Annotated in this window: 14 protein-coding genes; 8 read left to right on the forward strand and 6 right to left on the reverse strand. The window is 73.8% G+C overall.

Going from position 1 to position 19,584, the window contains the following annotated elements:
• Position 1 precedes the first annotated feature (1 nt).
• From OG519_RS18000 to OG519_RS18020, 5 genes are all read left to right on the forward strand, one after another.
• Complete coding sequence (locus tag OG519_RS18000; protein WP_405584710.1) at positions 2-733, forward strand: iron-containing redox enzyme family protein; 732 nt, start codon at positions 2-4, stop codon at positions 731-733.
• The gene (locus OG519_RS18005) at positions 730-2,250 is read left to right on the forward strand and encodes an MFS transporter (RefSeq protein ID WP_405584713.1); all 1,521 of its coding nucleotides are present in this window, start codon (positions 730-732) and stop codon (positions 2,248-2,250) included. The genes OG519_RS18000 and OG519_RS18005 overlap by 4 nt, the downstream gene beginning before the upstream one ends.
• Positions 2,251-2,398: 148 nt before the next feature.
• On the forward strand, positions 2,399-5,632 hold the full coding sequence (locus tag OG519_RS18010; RefSeq protein WP_405584716.1) for an AAA family ATPase: 3,234 nt from the start codon (positions 2,399-2,401) through the stop codon (positions 5,630-5,632).
• A gap of 176 nt (positions 5,633-5,808) precedes the next feature.
• Positions 5,809-7,527: a B12-binding domain-containing radical SAM protein gene (locus tag OG519_RS18015; RefSeq protein WP_405584718.1), complete on the forward strand. Its 1,719-nt coding sequence runs from the start codon at positions 5,809-5,811 to the stop codon at positions 7,525-7,527.
• Between the two features lie 58 nt (positions 7,528-7,585).
• A complete protein-coding gene (locus OG519_RS18020; RefSeq protein WP_405584720.1) occupies positions 7,586-8,269 on the forward strand; it encodes a 2OG-Fe(II) oxygenase in 684 nt (227 codons plus the stop codon).
• Positions 8,270-8,357: 88 nt separating this feature from the next.
• Here the strand turns inward: OG519_RS18020 and OG519_RS18025 are convergent, their stop codons facing one another.
• The 4 genes from OG519_RS18025 to OG519_RS18040 all read right to left on the reverse strand — a co-directional run bounded on the left by OG519_RS18025 (position 8,358) and on the right by OG519_RS18040 (position 11,842).
• Positions 8,358-9,518, reverse strand: coding sequence for an LLM class flavin-dependent oxidoreductase (locus OG519_RS18025; RefSeq protein WP_405584723.1), 1,161 nt, complete (start codon positions 9,516-9,518; stop codon positions 8,358-8,360).
• Positions 9,519-9,786: 268 nt separating this feature from the next.
• A complete protein-coding gene (locus tag OG519_RS18030; RefSeq protein WP_405584726.1) occupies positions 9,787-11,004 on the reverse strand; it encodes an SfnB family sulfur acquisition oxidoreductase in 1,218 nt (405 codons plus the stop codon).
• A complete protein-coding gene (gene ssuE / locus OG519_RS18035) occupies positions 10,976-11,545 on the reverse strand; it encodes an NADPH-dependent FMN reductase (protein WP_405584729.1) in 570 nt (189 codons plus the stop codon). Before ssuE ends, OG519_RS18030 begins: the two co-directional genes overlap by 29 nt.
• Before the next feature lie 231 nt (positions 11,546-11,776).
• Positions 11,777-11,842 carry a putative leader peptide gene (locus tag OG519_RS18040; protein WP_405592810.1) on the reverse strand — a complete coding sequence of 22 codons (66 nt, stop codon included), beginning with the start codon at positions 11,840-11,842 and terminating at the stop codon, positions 11,777-11,779.
• A 188-nt stretch (positions 11,843-12,030) separates the two neighbouring features.
• Between OG519_RS18040 and OG519_RS18045 the strand changes: the two genes are divergently transcribed.
• On the forward strand, positions 12,031-12,939 hold the full coding sequence (locus OG519_RS18045) for a LysR family transcriptional regulator (protein WP_405584731.1): 909 nt from the start codon (positions 12,031-12,033) through the stop codon (positions 12,937-12,939).
• A gap of 240 nt (positions 12,940-13,179) precedes the next feature.
• Here the strand turns inward: OG519_RS18045 and OG519_RS18050 are convergent, their stop codons facing one another.
• A complete protein-coding gene (locus OG519_RS18050) occupies positions 13,180-14,214 on the reverse strand; it encodes an LLM class flavin-dependent oxidoreductase (protein ID WP_405584733.1) in 1,035 nt (344 codons plus the stop codon).
• Positions 14,215-14,700: 486 nt separating this feature from the next.
• On the opposite strand from OG519_RS18050, the gene OG519_RS18055 reads away from it, so the two are divergent.
• Both OG519_RS18055 and OG519_RS18060 read left to right on the forward strand, forming a co-directional pair.
• The gene (locus OG519_RS18055; protein WP_405584736.1) at positions 14,701-15,903 is read left to right on the forward strand and encodes an ATP-grasp domain-containing protein; all 1,203 of its coding nucleotides are present in this window, start codon (positions 14,701-14,703) and stop codon (positions 15,901-15,903) included.
• A gap of 500 nt (positions 15,904-16,403) precedes the next feature.
• A complete protein-coding gene (locus OG519_RS18060; RefSeq protein WP_405584738.1) occupies positions 16,404-17,897 on the forward strand; it encodes an endo-1,4-beta-xylanase in 1,494 nt (497 codons plus the stop codon).
• A gap of 93 nt (positions 17,898-17,990) precedes the next feature.
• Here the strand turns inward: OG519_RS18060 and OG519_RS18065 are convergent, their stop codons facing one another.
• A complete protein-coding gene (locus tag OG519_RS18065; protein WP_405584740.1) occupies positions 17,991-19,349 on the reverse strand; it encodes a phosphoribosyltransferase family protein in 1,359 nt (452 codons plus the stop codon).
• Between the last annotated feature and the right edge of the window lie 235 nt (positions 19,350-19,584).

The raw sequence follows: 19,584 nt of genomic DNA on the forward strand, positions 1-19,584 counted from the left end.
TATGGCGGCTATGACGGGCACGGCGGGGGCGGCCTCGCCGGAGCGGTCGCGGTCCGAGGCGCTGCGCCGCAAGGTGGGGCTGCTGATGCCGACCGTGGACGCCACGTCCCGGCGCATGTGGACCCATCCGCGCAACGACCTGGTCTACCTGGAGTGGCTCAAGGCGCTGCACGGCATGATCCGGGCCACCGTGCCGCTGATGCTGGCGGCCACCGAGAGTTGCGTGGCCCGCCAGGGCGACCCGGCGGCCGATCTGCTCGGCCGCTACCTCGCCAAGCACATCCGCGAGGAGTACGGCCACGACCAATGGGTCGCCGACGACTACGTGGTGGCCGGCGGCGACCCCGAGGAACTCCGCTCGGCGCTGCCGGGGCCCGCCATCGCCGCACTGGTCGGCTCGCAGTACTACTGGCTGCGCCATGTGCACCCGGTGGCGCTGATCGGCCATATCGCGGTGCTGGAGGGCAACCCGCCGGGCCCCGGCCTGGCTCCCGACCTGGCGGCCAGGACCGGACTGCCCGAGGACTCCTTCCGCACCATCGCCCGGCACGCCCAGTTGGACGTACAGCACCGCGACGACGTGCACCGGCTGATCGACCGGCTGCCGCTCGACGCCGCGCAGAACGAGCTGCTGGGCCTGAGCGCCCTGCACACCATGCGGGGGCTGATCGAGGTGATGGAGGCCATCCTCGACCGGGTGCACCGGGACGCCCCGGTGGCGCTGGCCGGATGAGACCCCCGCGCGCCCTCGGCTTACTCGCCGGCCGGGACTTCCGACTGCTCTTCGTCAGCTCGGCGATCTCCGGACTCGGCGACTGGCTCGACCAGGTCGCGCTGCTCGTGCTGGTCACCACCGTCTGGCACGGCGGCGCGAGCGATCTGGCGCTGGTGGTGAGCGCGAGCATGCTGCCGCTGCTGGCCACGCCGTTCCTGGCGGTGCTGATCGACCGCCGGCCGTCCCGTCAGGTGCTGGTGCTCACCGATCTGGCACAGGCGGCGCTCACCCTCGGCCTGGTGGTGGCGCCCGGGGTGCGCTGGGCGGCGGCCCTGGTGCTGGTCCGCTCGGCGCTCGGCTCGCTCAGCGGCGTCGCCGGCCAGACCCAGTTGCGGGTGTCGGTGCGGGGGGAGGACATCCCGTCCGCCACCGTGCTGCTGCAAACGGCGATGCAGTCGGTGAAGATCCTCGGTCCCGCGCTCGGCGGTGTGCTGGTCGTCCTGATGTCGCCGCGTACGGTGTTCGCCGCGAATGCCTGCACTTTTGTCGTCGCGGTGTTCGCCGCGCGGGCGCTGCGGGCCACTTCCGTACCGGCCGGAAAAAGTGAGTCGCATTATCTGGCGGAACTCGGGGAAGGATTCAGGCACGTATTCGGATCGCGTGTGCTGCGTTCTCTGCTGCTCGTCATGTGCTGCCTCATGTTTGTGGTCTTCCTTTATGACTCGATGGCTGCCCTGATCGTGCCCGCGCTCGGTATGGGGTCGTCGTACATCGGCTACATGGTCTCTGCCGTGGGCCTGGGCGGCGTGCTGGGTTCCCTGCTCATGGGTCGCTTCACCGCCCGTCTGCGGCCGTTCCTGACGATGGCGGGGGCGGTGCTGGTGATCGGCTGCGTCATCGCCGTCATCGGTATCGCGATTCGGCAGGAAATTCGTGTTGACGCCGCCGTGTGGGTGTGTGCTATTTTCGTTCTGGGAATTGCGAGTGCCGGGATATTGGTTACCTTCCCGAGCGTCGTACATTCTGAGACACCGGTCGAACTGACCGGCCGCGTATGGGCGCTCATGAATTCGGTGCCCGCCGTTCTGAATGTGCTGGCCCCCGCACTCGCGGCGGCTCTCGTGTCCTGGATGGGACTCGGGTGGCTGCTGCTGAGCGCCGGCGCGGCCCTGCTGCTGACCAGTCTCGTGGTCGCCGCCCGCCTGGGCGACGTGCCCAACCCGCACCGGCCGGCCGCCGAACCCGGCCCGGCCCCCCTGAACTCCGGCGCGTCACGCCGGGAAACCGCAGTTCCGCGCGTCGAACGCGCGGGCACGCCACCTGAGGAGAACGCCATGACAGAGAAGATCGACAAGCTCGCCGAGGCCGGCTTCGCCCTTGACCAGGCCAACCCCGCCCAGCAGGAGGTGCTCAAGTCCCTGAGCGACGACGAGATCGGCGTACTGCTCAGCGTCAAGTCCCGTGTCGAGGCCGCCGCCTCGGACGTCGAGGGCCACGTCGCGGTCTCGGACCCCAGCGGTGGCTACCTCTGGTAATCGCCACCCGCCGCCGGAGCGCGCACCGGCGGTTGTGACCCCGGCCCAGGTCGCCGACGTCACGGACATGTCGCACAGACCGGGTGGTTCACGACGGTGCAAGCGCCGTGAACCACCCGGTCGTCGTTGAGCGAACGGGCAGGAGAGCATGAGCAATCCGACCGGTCCCACCCTCTCCACGATAGGCCCCTGCGGGAGCTGCGGCGTCGACAATCCGTCAGCCGCCCGCTTCTGTATGGCCTGCGGCGCCGAGATCGTCCGCTCCGCGGCGCCGGCCAGTGGGCTGCGCTTCGTCTCCGTCGTCTTCTGCGACGTGGTCGGCTCCACCGTGCTGGCCACCGCCCTCGAACCCGACCGGTGGGCGGCGGTGCTCGACGGCTACTTCACGCTGGTCGGTTCGCTGGTCGAGAGTTACGGCGGCAAGGTCGAGAAATTCATCGGTGACGCGGTGGTCGCGGTCTTCGGGGTCGACGGGCACGGGGAGTCCGCCGCCGCCACCGCCGTGGCCGCCGCGTCCGCGATCGTGCGCGGCACCGGGGAGTACGCGGCCGGGCTCGGCGAGCTGCTGCTGGGTGACTTCCCGGTGCGGGCGGCGGTCGCCTCCGGGCATGTCGCGGTCAGCGCGCGCACATCGAGTTTCGTGATCGGCTCGGTGCTCAACCGGGCCGCCCGGCTCCAGAGCCACGCCCCCGACGACGGGGTGATCGTGGACCTGGCCACCCGGTTGCAGCTTCCCGAGCAGTTGCCGCTGCGGGCGGTCGAACCGGTCGCGGCCAAGGGCTTCAGCCAGGCCGTACCGGCCTGGGTGGTCAGCCCGGCCGGTGCCGCGCCGCGTCCCGGCGCGGTCGGGACGGTCGGACGCGGTGAACTCGTCGGCGAACTGGCCGCCGCGGTCGGCGCGGCCGTCGACGCGCCGGGACCCGCGCTGATCGTGGTCGGCGGCGCGCCCGGCGTGGGCAAGACCCGGCTGGTCGCCGAGACGCTCGACCGGGGTCCCGGAAGTGCCACGGTGGTGCTCCGCTGCCCGCCGGTGGGGGCGGGGCTCGGCCTGCTGGCCTGCTACCTCTTCCTTGAGGAGATCGAGGCCGCCGCCCATCGCGGCGTGGACCACGCGGACATCGCGGCCCATCTCACCGGTCCTTTAAGCCGAGCGGAGCTGGCGCCCGCGCAGGACCGGGGCGAGCTGGGGCGCGCGCTCGCCGACGCGCTGGAACGTTTTCGGCGATCCCGCCCGCTGGTGCTGGTGATCGAGCACAGCGAGTGGATACCCGAGGTGCTCGCCGACCTGCTCGGTGAGCTGACCGCGCCGGACCGCCATGGCACGGTGGTCCTCCTCGTCGGCGTCGAGACCCCGCCCGCCCTCTCCGCCCGCGCCGCCCGCCACGTCACCGTCCCACCCCTCCGCCACCCGGACGCCCGCCTGCTGGCGGACCGCCTCCTGACCGCCCAGCAGGGCGCGGTGACCCATTCCGCCGACGCGGCTCCGCCGGCCGCGGGGACGCCACCGGCCGCCCCCTCCGATCCGTCGGCGCCGCCGCAGCCCGCCGCCGGCCCGCTGTCGGCCGCCAGGGACGACGAGTTGGTCGCGCACCTCGCTCCGGGGGCGGGTGCGGTGGGGGGCGCCGGGGTGCGGGACGCCGCGGATGAGATCGCGCGGCGGGCCGGGGGGAACCCGCTGTATATCGAGCAGATGGTCGCGCTGCGGCGGTTCGCGCAGCCGGGGGACGACTGGGTGCCGCCGAGCGCGCATGCCGCGCTCGGCGCGCGGCTCGATCAACTGGACAGCGGCGCGAGGGAGCTGCTGACCCTGCTCGCCGCCGCGGGACGCGACCTCTCGCTGGAGGACCTGACCGCCCTGATGCCCGCCGTGCGGCTCGCCGCCGCCGTGGCCGCGCTCCAGGAGGCCGGTCTGCTCGCCGCCGACGGCGCCCACCAGGGCCGGCTCGCCCCCGCCTTCCCCGTGGTCGCCGAGGTGGCGCTGCGCCGGCTGACCCTCGCCGAGACCGCCACCGTCCACACCCGCCTGGCCCGCTCCCTCGAACCGGTCGCGGAACAGCGCCCGGCCGCCGCCGAACTGCTGGCCGGACACTGGGAAGCCGCGCACACCGCGCTGCGCGGGGTGGCGCCGGGCTCGCGGACCACGGCGGAAGCCGCCACCGCCGCGGTGACCGCGCTCGGCGCCGCCGCCCGCTTCACCCTCTCCCGGGGCCGCCCGGAACTCGTCCTCTCGCTCACCGACCGGGCCCGCCGGCTCGCCACCGAGGACGGCCCCGAGGGTTACGAACTCGACGTCCTGGAGGCGTACGCGCTCGGCAGCCGCGGCAGGCCGCAGGCCGCTCTCGAACGGGTCCAGCGAGTCCTGTCGGTCGACCCCGGCCGGCTCACCCCCGCGGCCGGCATCCACGCCCGGCTCAACGCCCTCTACGCCCGCACCTATCTGACCGGCGCCGCGCCCGCCGTACTGGACGACCCCCACTACCTGGCCGCCGTCGATGCCCCGGACTCCGAGGCGCGGCTCGGCGCCCACCTCTACGCCGGGCTCCAGGCGCTGCGCGCCGGCGACCACCCCGCCGCCGAGCGAGCGCTGCGCTCGGCGCTGCGGGCCGCCGACGGCGTACGCCACTGCCTGGGCCTGACCGAGGTCTACGCCAACCTGGCGATGGCCCTGGTCAACGGCGACACCCCCGTCCCCACCGCGCTCGCCGACTGCGAGCGGCTGCACCAGGAGGTGGCCGGCTCCCGGCTGCTCGGCTCGGCGATCGGTGTCGCCCTCGCGCTGGTCCGGCACATGTCCGGCGACCGCGCCGGAGCCGACTCCGCGATGGACGAGGCCGAGCGGGTGCTGCGCGACCTCGGCCAGGGCACCGGCGCCGCCACCATCGCCGGCTGGCGCGCCGTGCTCGCCGCCCGGTCCGGCGAGTGGGGCGCCGCCGCCGAGTGGTCGACCGTCCAGGCGGCGCGGTGCGACGCGCTCGGCATGGCCCGGCAGGCGTCGATCTCCCGGCTCCAGGCCGAGTTGGCCCGAGCGGCGGGCGGCGCGGAACCGGCCGACCCGCGGACGCTGCCCGAGATCGTCGCCGCGGCCGGCACCCCGGCCGAGGCGTGGGCGGAGCACACCGTCGTCATCCAGGCCCGCGCCGCCCGCGCCCTCGGCGCCGGCGAGCCGGAAACCGCCGCGGCCCACCTGGACACCGCGCTGCACCACCTCGCCACCGTCCGCGGCAGCGGCGCCGTCATCTCCCCGCTGCTGTGCGCCGCCGCCCTCGCCCGCCACACCGGGCTGCCCATCGCCGACCGCGCCAGGACCGCCCTCCAGCGGGCCCTCACCGCCAAGGAGGACCGCGGCGCCGTCCCCATCGGCGGTGCGGCCCCGCTCCCGTGACCCCGCCCGCTCCCATGACCCCGCCCACCACCGGGCCGCCCGGCGCCCCATGACGCCGGCCGGCTGCGCCGGGACCCCCGGCCCGGCCCCGTCCCCGCCGTCCTCCTCGTCCCCGCCGTCCCCCTCGTCCCCGCCGTCCCCGCCGGGAAACGTCCCCCGACAGAAAGCTGCCGCCCGTGCGCCTGCTGCTGCTGTACGCCAATCCGCACCAGGTCCTGCCGGTGAGCCCGTACGGTCTTGAGATCCTGCGGGCCTCGGTGGTGGACCTCGGGCTGCCGGTCGAGATCACCCTGTGCAACCCGTTCCTGGAATCGCTCGACGCGCCGGGCCTGCTCGCCGACGTGCTGGACCGGGTCAGGCCGGACCTGGTGGCCATGACGGTCCGCAACATGGACAACGCGGTGGTCGCCTGCGACCCGGAGCCCGGACCGGACGGCCGGTGGATCGACGTCGTGGACTATCTCGCGCCGATCGCCGGGCTGACCGAGGTGCTGCGCGCCTGGAACCCGGCCCTGCCGGTGGTGGCCGGGGGCGCGGCGTTCACCTCCTGCCCGGTGGAGGTGATGGACCGGCTGGGGCTCGACTTCGGTCTGGCCGGTCCCGGCGAGAGCGGCTTCGCCACCCTGGTGGCGCGGGTGGCCGCGACCGTGGGGGCGGGCGGCGGCCCGGCGGGTGTCAGGCGGCGGATCGCCGAGACGCTGGCGGACCTGCCCGGCGGCTTGGTCCGTACCGCGGCGGGCGTGCTGAGCTTCGAGAAGCGGCCCGAGCCCGGCGTGCTGTCCCGGCCGTCCCTCACCCTGCCGAGCATCGCGCCGGAGTACGTGCTCTTCGCCAAGGCCCGCGCCATCCCCACCGCCCTGCGCAGCCACTCCGGCTGCCCGCTGCGCTGCTCCTACTGCATCGACCCGCTCAACGCCCGCCGGGTGGACGAGCGCCCGGCGTCGGCGGTCGCCGCCGAGGCGACGCGGTATGTCGAGCGGTACGGTCTGACCCACTTCCACCTGGCCGCCCCCGAGGTCAACCTGCCGTACGAGCGGGCGCTGATCGAGGTGTGCGACACGCTGGCCGGCAGCCGGCACGGCGACGCGATCACCTGGCACGGCTACTTCAACGTCAAGCCGTTCTCCGAGCGGCTGATGGACGCCCTGATCCGCTCCCGCTGCGTACGCCCCAGCTTCTCGGTGGACGCCTTCGACGACCGGATGCTGCGCGGCCACCACAAGAACTACCGGCTGCGGGACCTGGACGACACCTTCGGGCTGCTGCTGCGCCGCAAGCCGGCATGGATGGAGGCACAGGTCGGGGTGCTGTTCGGCCAGCCGGGCGAGAGCGCAGCCACCCTGGAGAACGCCATCCAGCGCATCCGCCGCCTCGCCGAACAGGGGGTATCGGTGGCGTACTCCTGCGGGCTGCGGGTCTATCCGCACACCCCGCTGGCCCGCACCCCGCTCGACCCGCGGCACCTCTACCGGGCGGCCGGACCCCTCGCACCGGCGAGCGCGGCGCCGCGCGTGCTGACGCCGGCCGAGCTGCTGACGCCGCTGGTGTACTGCGAACCGATGCCGCCGCGCGAGCTCGCCGCCTACCTCTCCGAGCGGCTCGCCGACTGCCCCAACGTGGGGTTCATCGACGAGGGCCCGGTGAAGGAGGCCCGGCAGCCGGCCTGGCTGCGCCCGCTCAACGTGGCCACCGTGCACCTCGCGCACGGCCGGGCCGGCGCCGCCGCCGAGATGCTGCGGCTGGTGCTGCGCTCCGGTGACGGCCTGGGCGTCCGGATGGCGCAGCGGCTGCTCCAGCAGGTCGCCACGCCGGCCGTACCGGCCGCACCGGCCGCGCGGCCGTCGGAGCCGGCCCACCCGCCGGTCCCCGCCCCCGCCGAGGCCCTCACCGCCTGACCCGGGCCGCCGCCCGGGCACCCATCCGCCGCCCGCCCCGACTCACCGGAGGACACCCATGGAGCTGACCTTCCGTACCGAGGACTTCGCCGTCTTCGACGACTTCCTCGGCCACGATGCCGCGGCCGCGCTGTGGGACCAACTGCGCACCGAGGACTACCACTTCGTGCACGGGCGCCGGGACGGCTCGTGGAACAAGGTCTACGGCCTGCTCGACGGCAGCCCGCTCAGCGGCCCCGGCACGCTCAACGACCCGGCCGACCTCTTCGCCGGGCGCTTCCCCGACCACGCCGTGTATCCGTCCGGCACCGCGACCGACAGCGTGGTCAAGCAACTCACCGAGGCGGCACCGGAGATCGAGCCGTGGACCGGCAGGTTCGGCGCGGACTGGCACGCCTTCAGCTGCCGTTCCTTCCTCTACCCGCAGGGCGCCGGGCTCGCCTGGCACGACGACTCCGGCGACCGGGCCGCGTCCTTCGTCTTCTACGCCCACCCCGAGTGGCAGGCGTCCTGGGGGGCGGAGCTGCTGATCTCCGCCGCCGCCCCCGGACTGCGGCCCGCCGAGCAGAACGCCCACCTCACCACGCGGATCGGCCACTACGTGGCGCCGCGGCCCAACCGGCTGGTCGTCATGCGCTCCGGCGTGCCGCACATGATCAAGAAGGTGGAGCCGCACGCCGGCGACCATGTCCGGGGCTCGGTGGCCGGCTTCTTCCTCCGGATGCCGGCCGGGCGCCGCTGACCGGTGCGGCCGGGCGCCGCAGAGCCGCCCGGCGGCCCGACCGACGGACCGGAGCGGGCGTCCGTACCGGCGCTCCGGCGCCCGCGCCTCAGCGCTGCCCGGCGAAGGGCACCGCCGCGGGGGCGGTGTCCCGGCCGCCGGGGACCGTGTCGAGCGGGTGCGTCCACAGCCCGCGGGCCTTGAGCAGCGGCAGCACGCCCTCGCCGAACCAGTAGGCCTCCTCCACGTGCGGGTGGCCGGAGAGGATGAACTCGTCGATGCCCAGGGCGTGGTACTCGGCGATCCGGTCGGCCACCTCGGTGTGGCTGCCGACCAGCGCGGTGCCCGCGCCGCCCCGGACCAGGCCGATGCCGGCCCAGAGGTTCGGCGAGATCTCCAGATCGCCGGTGGTGCCGCCGTGCAGCGCCAGCATCCGACGCTGCCCCTCGGACTCGCTGCGGGCCAGGCCGGCCTGGATGGCGGCGATCGCGGCCGGGTCGAAGCCGTCGAGCAGCCGCTGCGCCTCGGCCCAGGCCTGCTCGGCGGTGTCGCGCGGGATCACGTGCAGCCGGATGCCGAACCGGACCGTGCGGCCCTCCTTCGCGGCGAGCCCGCGGATCCAGGCGATCTTCTCCGCGACGGCCGCGGGCGGCTCGCCCCAGGTGAGGTACACATCGCAGTAGCGGGCCGCGACGTCGCCGGCCGCCGGTGAGGAGCCGCCGAAGTACACCTCGGGCACCGGGTCGGGCAGCCGGCCCAGCTTGGCGCCCTCCACCCGCAGGTGCTCGCCGTCCAGGTCGACGGTCTTGCCGGCCCACAACTCCCGGACGATGTGCAGGAACTCGCCGGTGCGGGCGTAGCGGGCGTCCTTGTCGAGGAAGTCGCCGTAGGCGCGCTGTTCGTGGCTCTCGCCGCCGGTGACCACATTGAGCAGCAGCCGGCCGCCGGAGTGCCGCTGGAAGGTCGCCGCCATCTGCGCGCCCAGCGTCGGCGACACCGACCCGGGGCGGAAGGCGACCAGGAACTTCAGCCGCTCGGTGGTCTGGGCGAGCATGGCGGTGGTCAGCCACGCGTCCTCGCACCAGGCCCCGGTGGGGGTCAGCGCGCCGACGAAGCCGAGCTCCTCGGCGGCACGGGCGATCTGGGTGAGATACCCGAGCGTCGCCGGCCGGTCCCCGCCGGCCCCGCCGACCGGGGTGCCGTGCCCGCCGCCGACAACGTGCCGGCTGTCACCGTAGGTGGGAAGGAACCAGTGGAAGGTCAAGGTCACGAGAGCTCTCCGATCGGCTTGGTCACTACGGCGTTTCATACGTGCGCTGCGGGTCGACAGGTCGTGCGGTTGCTCCCCTTTGGGCCGGTGACGACCTGCGGGTGCGTTGTGGCTGGTCGCGCCGTTCCTCGCGCCCCTTTGGGGCACGGCGTCTCCCGCCGGGGTGAGGGTGGCGCCCCCCAGGAGCGCGAGGAACTGCGCGAGCAACCACCACCGGCCGGGGGGCCGGCGACGACAGCAGGTCGCACCCCGGGCGGTTTCGGCGGAGTCACAGCAAACCGTGCCGCGGCGGCACCGTGCCGTTCAGGACGTAGCGGCCGATGTGCTGCACCTTCCAGCGTGTCGGGTCGTGCAGGGTGTGCGTGCGCGCGTCCCGCCAGTGGCGGTGCAGGTTGAGCGACTGCGCGGCCGCACGGGTGCCGGCCACCTCGAAGAGCGCCGCCGACACCTCGACCGCCGCCCCCGCCGCGAACACCTTGGCCGCCGCGACCGCGATCGACGCCGCGGCGGCGCTCTCGTCGGTCAGCCCCGCGCGGGCCGCGTCCACCGCGCGGGCCGCCTCCTTCAGCAGCGCGTCCGCCGCCCTGACCTGAATGGCCAGTTCGCCGAACCGCTGGATCAGCAACGGATCCTCGGTGGCCTTCTCGAAGCCGCTCTCGAACCACGGGCGGCTCTTCGTACGGACGAACTCACCGGCCTCCGCCAGCGCCCCGCCGGCGATCCCCGCGTCGATAGCCGCGTGCAGCAACTGCGCCACCGCGCCGTGCAGTTGCGGACCGTTGAAGGTCAGGTGGTGCGGCACCACCCGCTCCTCGGGCACCAGCACGCCGTCGAGCCGCACGCTGCCGCTGGCCGTCGTGCGCTGACCCATGCCCTCCCAGTCGTCCACCACGGTGACGCCGTCCGCGTCGGCCGGCACGTAGGCGACATGCAGCGCGTCACCCTCGGCCCGCGCCAGCACCGGGATCCAGTCGGCGAAGAGCGCGCCGGTCGCGTAGTGCTTCTGCCCGGTCAGTACGTACCCCGCGCCGTCCGGCGCCGGTTCCAGCCGGGTGCGGATGTCCTGGACGTGCTTGGTGCCCGCCTCGGACTGCGCGTTGCCGAAGCGCCGGCCGGCCAGCAGCTCCCCGAAGAAGAAGGACCGCTGCGCCGGTGTGCCCTGGGCCCGCAGCACGTTCACATACGCGAAGTGGCTCTGCGGGATCTGCGAGAGGCTGGCGTCGGCGGAGCCGAGCAGCCGGAAGACCTCGGCGAGCGTGGCCGTACTCACATCGGCGCCGCCGTACTCGGCCGGGACCGTGATCGCCAGCAGCCCGGCGGCGGTGAGCCGGTCCAGTTCCGCCCGCGGCAGCTCGCGCTCGGCGTCGCGGCGTGCGGCGCCCGCCCGGAACTCGGCGGCGAGCTCGGCGGCGACGGCCAGCGCCTCCGCCTCGTCGGCGATGACGTGCGCGTGGTGGTCAGCGGAAGGCCGGGGTGGAGCGGTCACGAAGGGTCTCCTGGGTGTCGAGTGCGGCTGAGAACTGGGCGACGACACGGCCGAGCGGCTCGGCGGCGGCGGGGTCGAGTGCCACGGCGCCGTCGGCGCCGAGGGTGATGTGCCGGTCGAGGACGAACCAGCCGGGGACGATGTGCGCGGCGCCCATGGCGGAGAGCACCGGGCGCAGCGCGTAGTCGATGGCCAGCACATGCGCGGTCGAGCCGCCGGTGGCCAGCGGCAGCACGGTCTTGCCGGCCAGGGCGTACTGCGGGAGCAGGTCGAGCAGGGTCTTGAGCAGCCCGGAGTACGCGGCCTTGTAGACGGGTGTGCCGATGACCAACCCGTCGGCCGCGGCGAACAGCTCGGTGGCCCGGACGATCGCCGGGTGCCCGAGGGCGGCGCCGAGCAGCGCGTCGGCCGGCAGCGTACGGACGTCGAGCGGCACCACGGTGTGGCCGTCGGCGGCGAGCGTGGCGTCGAGCCGGCGCAGCAGCCCCGCCGTCCGCGAGGTGGCGGACGGGCTTCCGGAGACGGACAGGACGGTGGCCATGTGGTGTGAACCCTCGATTCGTCATGCGGTGCTCGGGCCCGCGGCGGGCGCCGGCCCGGATACGGCGGCGGCTCCGGGGCTTGGTACGCCCACCGGACGGCGGCCGCGGACGGCGGGGCGGGCGGGGGACCGGGGGCCGCGGTGGGTGACCCGCGCGGCGGCCGGGCGCGGGTCACCCACCGGTGATTGACGGCGGGGTCCCGGCGGGCCGGGGGCGGCGGTCGGGCGGGGTCAGCGACAGCAGGCGCTGGCGACGCGTGCGAGGTCGATGTGGAGCCGCTTGGTCAGGCTGCGCATATCGATCACCCCTCTCACCGGTAGGGAGCGGTCCCGGCTGTCGATTGACGCGGGTGTCCGTCCAACAGCCAGAGTAGGCGTCTGCCGGAGCGGGGGTCGAGTCGGGGTTGGCGAAGGGTTGATAGGGTTTCCCTTTCACCGGCCCTTTGACGGCGGCGCCGGACGGACCCCAGGACGGTGGCCCCGGGATGCGGATCGAGCAGCTCGAATACATCGAGGCGGTCACCCGCCTCGGTTCGCTGCGCCGCGCGGCGGACGAACTCCACCTGTCGCAGCCCGCGTTGAGCGAGACCGTGCGCAACCTCGAACGCGAGCTCCGGGTGGACCTGCTGGACCGCAGGCGCTCCGGGGCGAAGATCAGCGACGACGGCCGGGAGCTGCTGCCGCACATCATCGGGGTGCTCGACGCGGTCGACCGGCTCCGGCGGGCCGCCGACCACCAGCACCACACCAGCCGTACGGTCCGCCTCGGCACGGTCAACGCGGCGACCGTGCCGCTGCTGGTGCCGGTGATCCGGGCGTTCCGGGCGGACCACCCGGTGACCCAGGTCGAGGTGGTCACGGCGCAGGGCGCCGAGATCCACCGGGCACTCACCGAGGGCCGCTTCGACCTCGGCCTGGTGAACTATCTGCACGGCGACGACATGCCGCCGGAGTTCCACACCACGGAGCTGCTCCGCGGCCGGCCGGTGGTCTGCGTGCGCCCCGACAGCCCGCTGGCCGCGCTCCGTACGGTCGGGGTGGACGACCTGCTCACCGAGCCGCTGGTGGTCATGCGGGCGGGCTACGTCATGCACCGCTACCTGCACCGGTTGCTGGCCGGCCGGGCGCCGTCCTTCTCCTACGCCACCGACGGCGCGGAGATGGGCAAGCTGATGGTGGCCGAGGGGCTGGGCGCCACCGTGCTGCCGGACTTCAGCGTCATCGGTGATCCGCTGGAACGCAGCGGGGCGATCACCTGCCGCCCGCTCGACGACGGTACGACCGAGATTCTCATGGTCATCCAGCGGCGCATCTCCGGCACGGTTTCCCAGGCCGCCCGCGACCTCCACGATCTCTTCCTGAAGGCCGCCGCGACCCACGACCGCGCCGGATAACGGGCCGTCGGTGGCCCCGTGCGGGCCGGTGGTGGGCTGGTCGCGCAGTTCCCCGCGCCCCTGACGTGCCGCATGGTTCCACTTGGGGCGCGAACCGCGCCGGGTACGGAACCGCGGGGGCAAGGTGCGCCAACCCAGGGGCGCGGGGAACTGCGCGCTCAGCCCCCACCGACCGGCGGTCGGGCAACCGGCGCGAACCCCCCCATTGGTGCCGGTCGTTTCCGACCGCCCGCGGTCGGGCTACCGCTCGTCCCCCGGCGCAGCCGGTCGCCAACCGAGTGCGGGACCCAGTCCCGTCGCGATATCCGTCAGAATCTGGACGTAGTCCTCCCGCTCGAAGGTGAACGGCAACGCGAAAGCCACCTCGTCGATCTCCCGGAAAGCCGCCCTCGCGTAGAGCCGCTCCGCGATCTCCGCCGACGTCCCCACCAGGTCCGGCGCGAAAAGCATGCGGGCCGGACCCTGCGGCGCCGCCGTCCGCGGCAACCGCTTCCTCGCGAACTCCTCGTACTTCGCCCGCTGCTCCGCCGTCGCGTGGTCGGTCGGGATGACCACCAGCCCCTGCGACACCCGGGCCCGCTCACCATCGGGGTGCCGCTCCCGGAACGCCCGGACGTGCGAGAGCTGGATCTCGTCGAAGTCCTCGGCCTCCTCCGCCTTCACCACGCTGCTGGTCAGGAAGTTCATCCCCTGCTCGCCCGCCCACCGGGCCGACCGCACACTCGCGCCGCCGTACCACAGCCGCCGCCCCAGCCCGGGGGAATGCGGCTGCACCCGGTCCGAGAACACCTCGAACCCCTCCGTACCGCTGAAGTCCGTCACCGACTCACCGCGGACGAAGCCGAGCAGCCGCCGGATCCGCTGGTAGCCGAAGTCCTCGCTTTCCGCGGTGTCCGGGTAGAGCGCGCTCTTGACCCGGTCCCAGTGCATCGGCGGGCCGACGCTGACCCCCGGGTTGAGCCGGCCGCCGGAGAGGATGTCGACCGTGGCCAGGTCCTCCGCGAGCCGCAGTGGATTCTCCCAGCCCACCGGGATGACCGCCGTGCCGAGTTCGATCCGGCTGGTGCGCTGGGTGGCCGCGGCCAGCACGGCGACCGGTGAGGAGATGCCGTACTGGAGGTGACGGTGCCGTACCCACGCACTGTCGAAGCCGAGCCGCTCGCCGAGTTCGATGATCTCCAGCGTCGATTCGTGCCCGCGCCGGGGATCGGCCTCGTCGAACAATCCGATCGTCAAGAACCCCAGCTTCCGCAGCGGCTCCGAGGTCAGCGGCACGGTACCTCCATCGTCCAGGCATGGGTCGCCCCGATGATGCCAGGTTGCCCTCGGACCGCTCGGGGTGCCCCTTGCGGTGGCCGCCGGACCACCGGCCGGTGGCTGGTTGCTCGCGCAGTTCCTCGCGCCCCCTGGTGGCCGGCCCTCACGGCCAAAGTGCACCATCAGGGGCCGGGGGCACCCCCAGGCGAAGCCCACCCACGTACCGCCGGACGGTCCGGCGACGACCGCAAGCGCACCCCCGGACGGCCCCCGCACAGGCACGACCCGCGGGTGAAATCTGGGCGACACGGATTCAGGCTACGATCCGCTCCACACATGATCGGTGATGACCGTGTGCCCCCTTCGTTCCGCGTCCGAGGGGGCGCTCCGCGGTCTGACGGGTCATGCCCCGCCCCGGGTCCGCCTCGATGACGAAGGAGCTTCGCGATAGCCCTACGGATATGGCTCAGCAGCGCGGGGGTCGCCTCGACCCAGGTGATGCGGATGCTGCGCGACAACCCGGACGCCGCAAGCGTCCAGATCTACGGAACCAATGTGGACCGGGACGCCCCGGCCCTCACGGCCTGCGAGGTCCGTGAGGCCGAGCCCCGATACGTCGGTGACGACGAATACGGCGCCTTCGCCCTGGACTTCTGCCGTCGGCACCGCATCGACGTGCTCATCCCGCCCAGACGGCTGGCCGCGCTCGCCGGCCTGACCCGCGCCTTCGCCGAGATCGGCACCCACCTGATGTGCTCGCCGGCGCCCGCGATCGACGTACTGACCAGCAAGAGCCGTACGTACGAGGCGGCCGGCGCCGCGGGCGTCCCGGTACCGCCGTGGCGGCTGGTCTCGGACGCCGAGGGTTTCCGGGCGGCGGCCGCCGAGTTGGCGGCGGACGGTGAGCGGGTCTGCTTCAAACCCGCCGGTGAGTACTCGGCGTTCGGCTTCCGGATCCTGGACGACCGGCCGCTGCGCGTCCGTGATCTGCTGGCGCCGGCCGCCCCGCTGGCCTCGGTCGGCGCGGTGACGGACGCGCTCCGCCGGGCCGCCGACGAGGGCGAGTCCATCCCCGAGTTCCTGGTGATGCCCTACCTCGATGGACCCGAGGTGAGTGTCGACTGCCTCTCGGCTCCCGGCGGTTCGACGATCACCGCGATCGCGCGCTCCAAACAGGGCCGTTACCGGCTGCTGCTGGACGATCCCGCGGTGACCGCGATCGCCCGCAGGCTCGTCGGCCACTTCGAGCTGGCCTATCTCTCCAACGTCCAACTGCGCCACCGGGCCGGCGAACCCGTACTCCTGGAGGCCAACCCCCGGGCGTCCGCCGGGATCTTCCAGACCGCCTTCACCGGCGTCAACCTCCCGTGGGCGGCGGTCCGGCTGCTGCTGCGCGGCGACGCCGGCCCGCTTCCCCGGCCCCGGCTCGGCGCCCGGATAGCGGTCACCGAGTCCGCGACGGAAGTGGAGGTGACCCCGGTCCCCGGCCGCGCCGAACGCCCGGCCGCCCACCACGAGGTCTTCCGTTCGCTTACCGGTCTCGACGGCGGCCGGGTGGTGGCGCCCCGCGCACCGGTCCTCGCCGAAGCCCCGCACGGCGAGGCGGCGGGCGCGGCGGTTGCCGCGGCGGCCGCTACGGCGACGGCGGTTGCCGCGACCGCGGTCACGGTGCCGGCCGCGGCGACGGCGGTGGCGGCAGCGGGCTGAGGTCCGCCGCGGTGTCGCTCCGCGGGTGCTCGGGGGTCCCCCGCTGATCCTGGCGGGCCCTCGTAGGTGTCAAGCGGTCCTTTCCGGGTGCCGCCGTCGGGGGAGACTCCCGCTCACCCGACGGCGGCGCGGCGAGCGCTCGGCGCCCGCCACCTTCTCGAAAGTTTTCGACCTTCTCGCGAATGTTTCGGGCACCATAGGGCGGGCCTGACGGGCCGTCAAGGGATGCGTCCCGAAGTCCTCCCAAGTCCTCCGGGTCCTTTCCGGTGACGTGCCGTTGATGGGCCGACTTCACTGGCCGAATGTTTCGGATCCACGTCGTTGACATTTCGATGCCCTGGGTTCACTGTTGCCAACGATCCACCTCTCGCCGGCCACGCCGCGTACCGCGGCACCACCTCCCGTGGCCGCCAAGGCCCTCGCGAATGGCCCCCCACCGGTCCGGCGGTCGCGTCCGCGCGCCGCCCGACCGCCAGCGGAACCAGAGGAAGGGATCGGAAGTGACCGAGCAATCCCCCCACGGCCGAGGTCGGACCAAACCCGCCCGGCGGCACGGCCCACGGATCGCCCTCGCCGCCGTCACCACCGGCGCGGTGGCCGCGGTCAGCCTGATCGCTCTGTCAGGAACGGCCCACGCGGCAAGCACCCTCGGTGCCTCGGCGGCGGCCGGCGGCCGGTACTTCGGCACCGCCGTCGCGGCGAACCACCTCGGCGAGGCGTCCTACGCGGCCACGCTGGACGCCGAGTTCAACGCGGTGACGCCGGAGAACGAGATGAAGTGGGACGCCGTCGAGGCGTCCCGCAACACCTTCACCTTCTCCGCCGCCGACCAGATCGTCGGCCACGCCCAGAGCAAGGGCATGAAGATCCGCGGCCACACGCTGGTCTGGTACTCCCAACTGCCAAGCTGGGTCAGCAGTTTGAACGCCACCGACCTCAAGTCGGCGATGGACAACCACATCACCCAGGTCATGCGCCACTACAAGGGCGAGATCTACGCCTGGGACGTGGCCAACGAGGCCTTCCAGGACGGCGGCAGCGGCGCGCGGCGCAGCTCACCCTTCCAGGACAAGCTCGGCGACGGTTACATGGAGGAGGCGTTCCGCACCGCCCGCGCCGCCGACCCCGACGCCAAGCTCTGCTACAACGACTACAACATCGACGGCGTCAACGCGAAGAGCAACGCGGTCTACGCCATGGTCAAGGACTTCAAAGCCCGCGGGGTGCCGATCGACTGCGTCGGTCTCCAGGGCCACTTCAACAGCCAGTCCCCGGTGCCCGGTGACTACCAGCAGAACCTCCAGCGCTTCGCCGACCTCGGCGTGGACGTCCAGATCACCGAGCTGGACGTGGCCGGCTCCGGCACCGCGCAGGCCAACAGCTACAGCACGGTGGTCAACGCGTGCCTGGCCGTCTCCCGCTGCACCGGGATGACGGTGTGGGGCATCACCGACAAGTACTCCTGGCGCAGTGGCGACACCCCGCTGCTCTTCGACGGCAACTACGCCAAGAAGGCCGCCTACACCGCGGTCCTCACCGCCCTCGGCGGTTCGGACTCCGGCGGCACGTCGGCCGGCACCACCAACGGCGGCACGTCGGCGGGAACGACCAACGGCGGGACATCCACCGGGACGACCAACGGTGGCACCACCAACGGCGGCGCCACCGGCGGGGGTACGCCGCCGGCCGGGCAGGGGTGTACCGCCGCGTTCCGCTTGGTGAGCGCCTGGACCGGGGGCTATCAGGTCGAGGTGTCGGTGCTGAACTCCGGTTCCGGGGCGCTGTCGGGCTGGACGACGGCGTGGACCCAGCCGTCGGGTCAGACCATCGCCAATCTGTGGAACGCCGTCCAGGGCACGTCCGACGGTCGGACGACGGCGCACAACGCCGCGTACAACGGGCAGTTGGCGGTGGGCGCGTCGACCACCTTCGGGTACGTGGTCAACGGCGGGCCGCCGCCGACCAGCCTCACGATCGACTGCCAGTCCGCCTGAGCGACCGGTGGCGCGGCGGAAGCTCTTCGCCGCGCCACCGGTGCGGGGCGCGTACGTGAGCGCCGGTACGCGGCCGCCGCCGGCCGGTTCCGCTCACGATCCGGGCGTCGCCGCCCCGCCCAGCCACTGGGCGAACCAGTCACGGGTCAGCCGGGCGACCGCGTCCATCGCCCCCGGCTCCTCGAAGAGATGGCCCGCTCCCGGTACGAGCGCGAGGTCGTTGGGGCAGTGCAGCCGGGTCTGCGCCTGCCGGTTCAGGTCGACCACCGTGGCGTCGTGGCTGCCGACGATCAGCAGCGTGGGCGCGGTGACCTGGTCCAGCCTGGACTCGGCCAGATCGGGGCGCCCGCCCCGGCACACGATCGCCGCGATGTCCGTGCCCGGTTCGGTCGCGGCCCACAGCGCGGCCCCCGCGCCCGTACTCGCGCCGAAGCAGCCGATCGACAGCCCCTGGGTGTCCGGCTGTTCGCGCAGCCAGCGGACGGCGGCGGCGACCCGGCCGGCGAGGAGCGCCGCGTCGGCGCCGGCCAGGGGGCTCTCGCCGGGGGCGAGGAGGTCGAGGAGCAGGGTGCCCAGGCCGATGTCGTTGAGCGCCCGCGCGACCGACCGGTTGCGTACGCTGCGGTGGTCGCTGCCGGTGCCGTGGGCGAAGACCACGACGGCGGGGGCCTGGGGCGGCAGGGTCAGTACGTACGGCAGGTGCAGGGAGCCGGCCGGGAGCACGCCGTGCCGGGGCGGCGTGGCGGGGGCTGATTCCGTCGGGCCGGTCGGGTGGGCCTGGTCGGTTGGGCGGGCCGGGTCGGTCGGGCCGGCCGCCCGGTCGGCGGCGGCTGCCAGCGTGGCGATCACCTCCGCGTCGCCGACCTCGGAGAAGTCGGTGTAGAACTGGCCGACGGCCGTGAACTGCGGCGGCGTGGAGAGACACACATACGTGTCGGCGGCGTCGAGGAGCCGATCGGTCCACCCGGGCGGTGCCACCGGCGCTGCGAGCACGATCCGGGCCGCGCCGCGCGCCCTGGCCACCTGGGCGGCGGCCCGGCCGGTGGCGCCGGTGGCGATGCCGTCGTCGACCAGGATCACCGTACGGCCGGCGAGGTCGGCGGGCGGCCGGCCCTGCCGGTAGGTCCCGGCCCGCTGCTCCAGCACGGCCCGCTCCCTGGCCTCGACGTCCGCCAGCTCGGCCGGTGAGACGCCGGTGGCGCGTACGACCTCGTCGTTGACGACGCGGGCGCCGCCCTCGCCCACCGCTCCCATGGCCAGCTCGGGCCGGAACGGCACGCCGAGTTTGCGGACGAGGCAGACGTCCATCGGGGCGTCCAGGGCGCGGGCCACCTCCTCGGCGACGGGTACGCCGCCGCGGGGGAGCGCCAGCACGAGCGGATTCTCGTCCCGCAGCGTGCGCAGCGCGCCGGCCAGCCGCCGGCCGGCGTCCTGACGGTCCCGATACACCACGCTCCCGCCTCCCTCACCGACCCCCGCCCGCCATCTTCCCCCGCCCCGCCCCACCCCGCACGGCACGGTGCCCTTTGCGGGGCCCGTACCTGCCCCTTGCGCGATTTTCCCCGTCTGCGGGCGCATCGTGGCTTGTCGCGCAGTTCCCCGCGCCCCTTTCAGGCACGTTTCCCCCGCCCCGACAGGCACCTGCGGGCTCAGCCAGGGCACACCCGCCGACGGCACTTCTACGAGC

It is taken from the genome of Streptomyces sp. NBC_01190 (assembly GCF_045039895.1).
In the GTDB taxonomy this organism is placed as follows: domain Bacteria; phylum Actinomycetota; class Actinomycetes; order Streptomycetales; family Streptomycetaceae; genus Actinacidiphila.

Bases quoted from the DNA above. Each gene is read 5' to 3' on its own strand.
- OG519_RS18000 (WP_405584710.1), top strand. From the start codon at position 2: ATGGCGGCTATGACGGGCACGGCGGGGGCGGCCTCGCCGGAGCGGTCG.
- OG519_RS18005 (WP_405584713.1), top strand. From the start codon at position 730: ATGAGACCCCCGCGCGCCCTCGGCTTACTCGCCGGCCGGGACTTCCGA.
- OG519_RS18010 (WP_405584716.1), top strand. From the start codon at position 2,399: ATGAGCAATCCGACCGGTCCCACCCTCTCCACGATAGGCCCCTGCGGG.
- OG519_RS18020 (WP_405584720.1), top strand. From the start codon at position 7,586: ATGGAGCTGACCTTCCGTACCGAGGACTTCGCCGTCTTCGACGACTTC.
- ssuE (WP_405584729.1), bottom strand. From the start codon at position 11,545: ATGGCCACCGTCCTGTCCGTCTCCGGAAGCCCGTCCGCCACCTCGCGG.
- OG519_RS18045 (WP_405584731.1), top strand. From the start codon at position 12,031: ATGCGGATCGAGCAGCTCGAATACATCGAGGCGGTCACCCGCCTCGGT.
- OG519_RS18055 (WP_405584736.1), top strand. From the start codon at position 14,701: ATGCTGCGCGACAACCCGGACGCCGCAAGCGTCCAGATCTACGGAACC.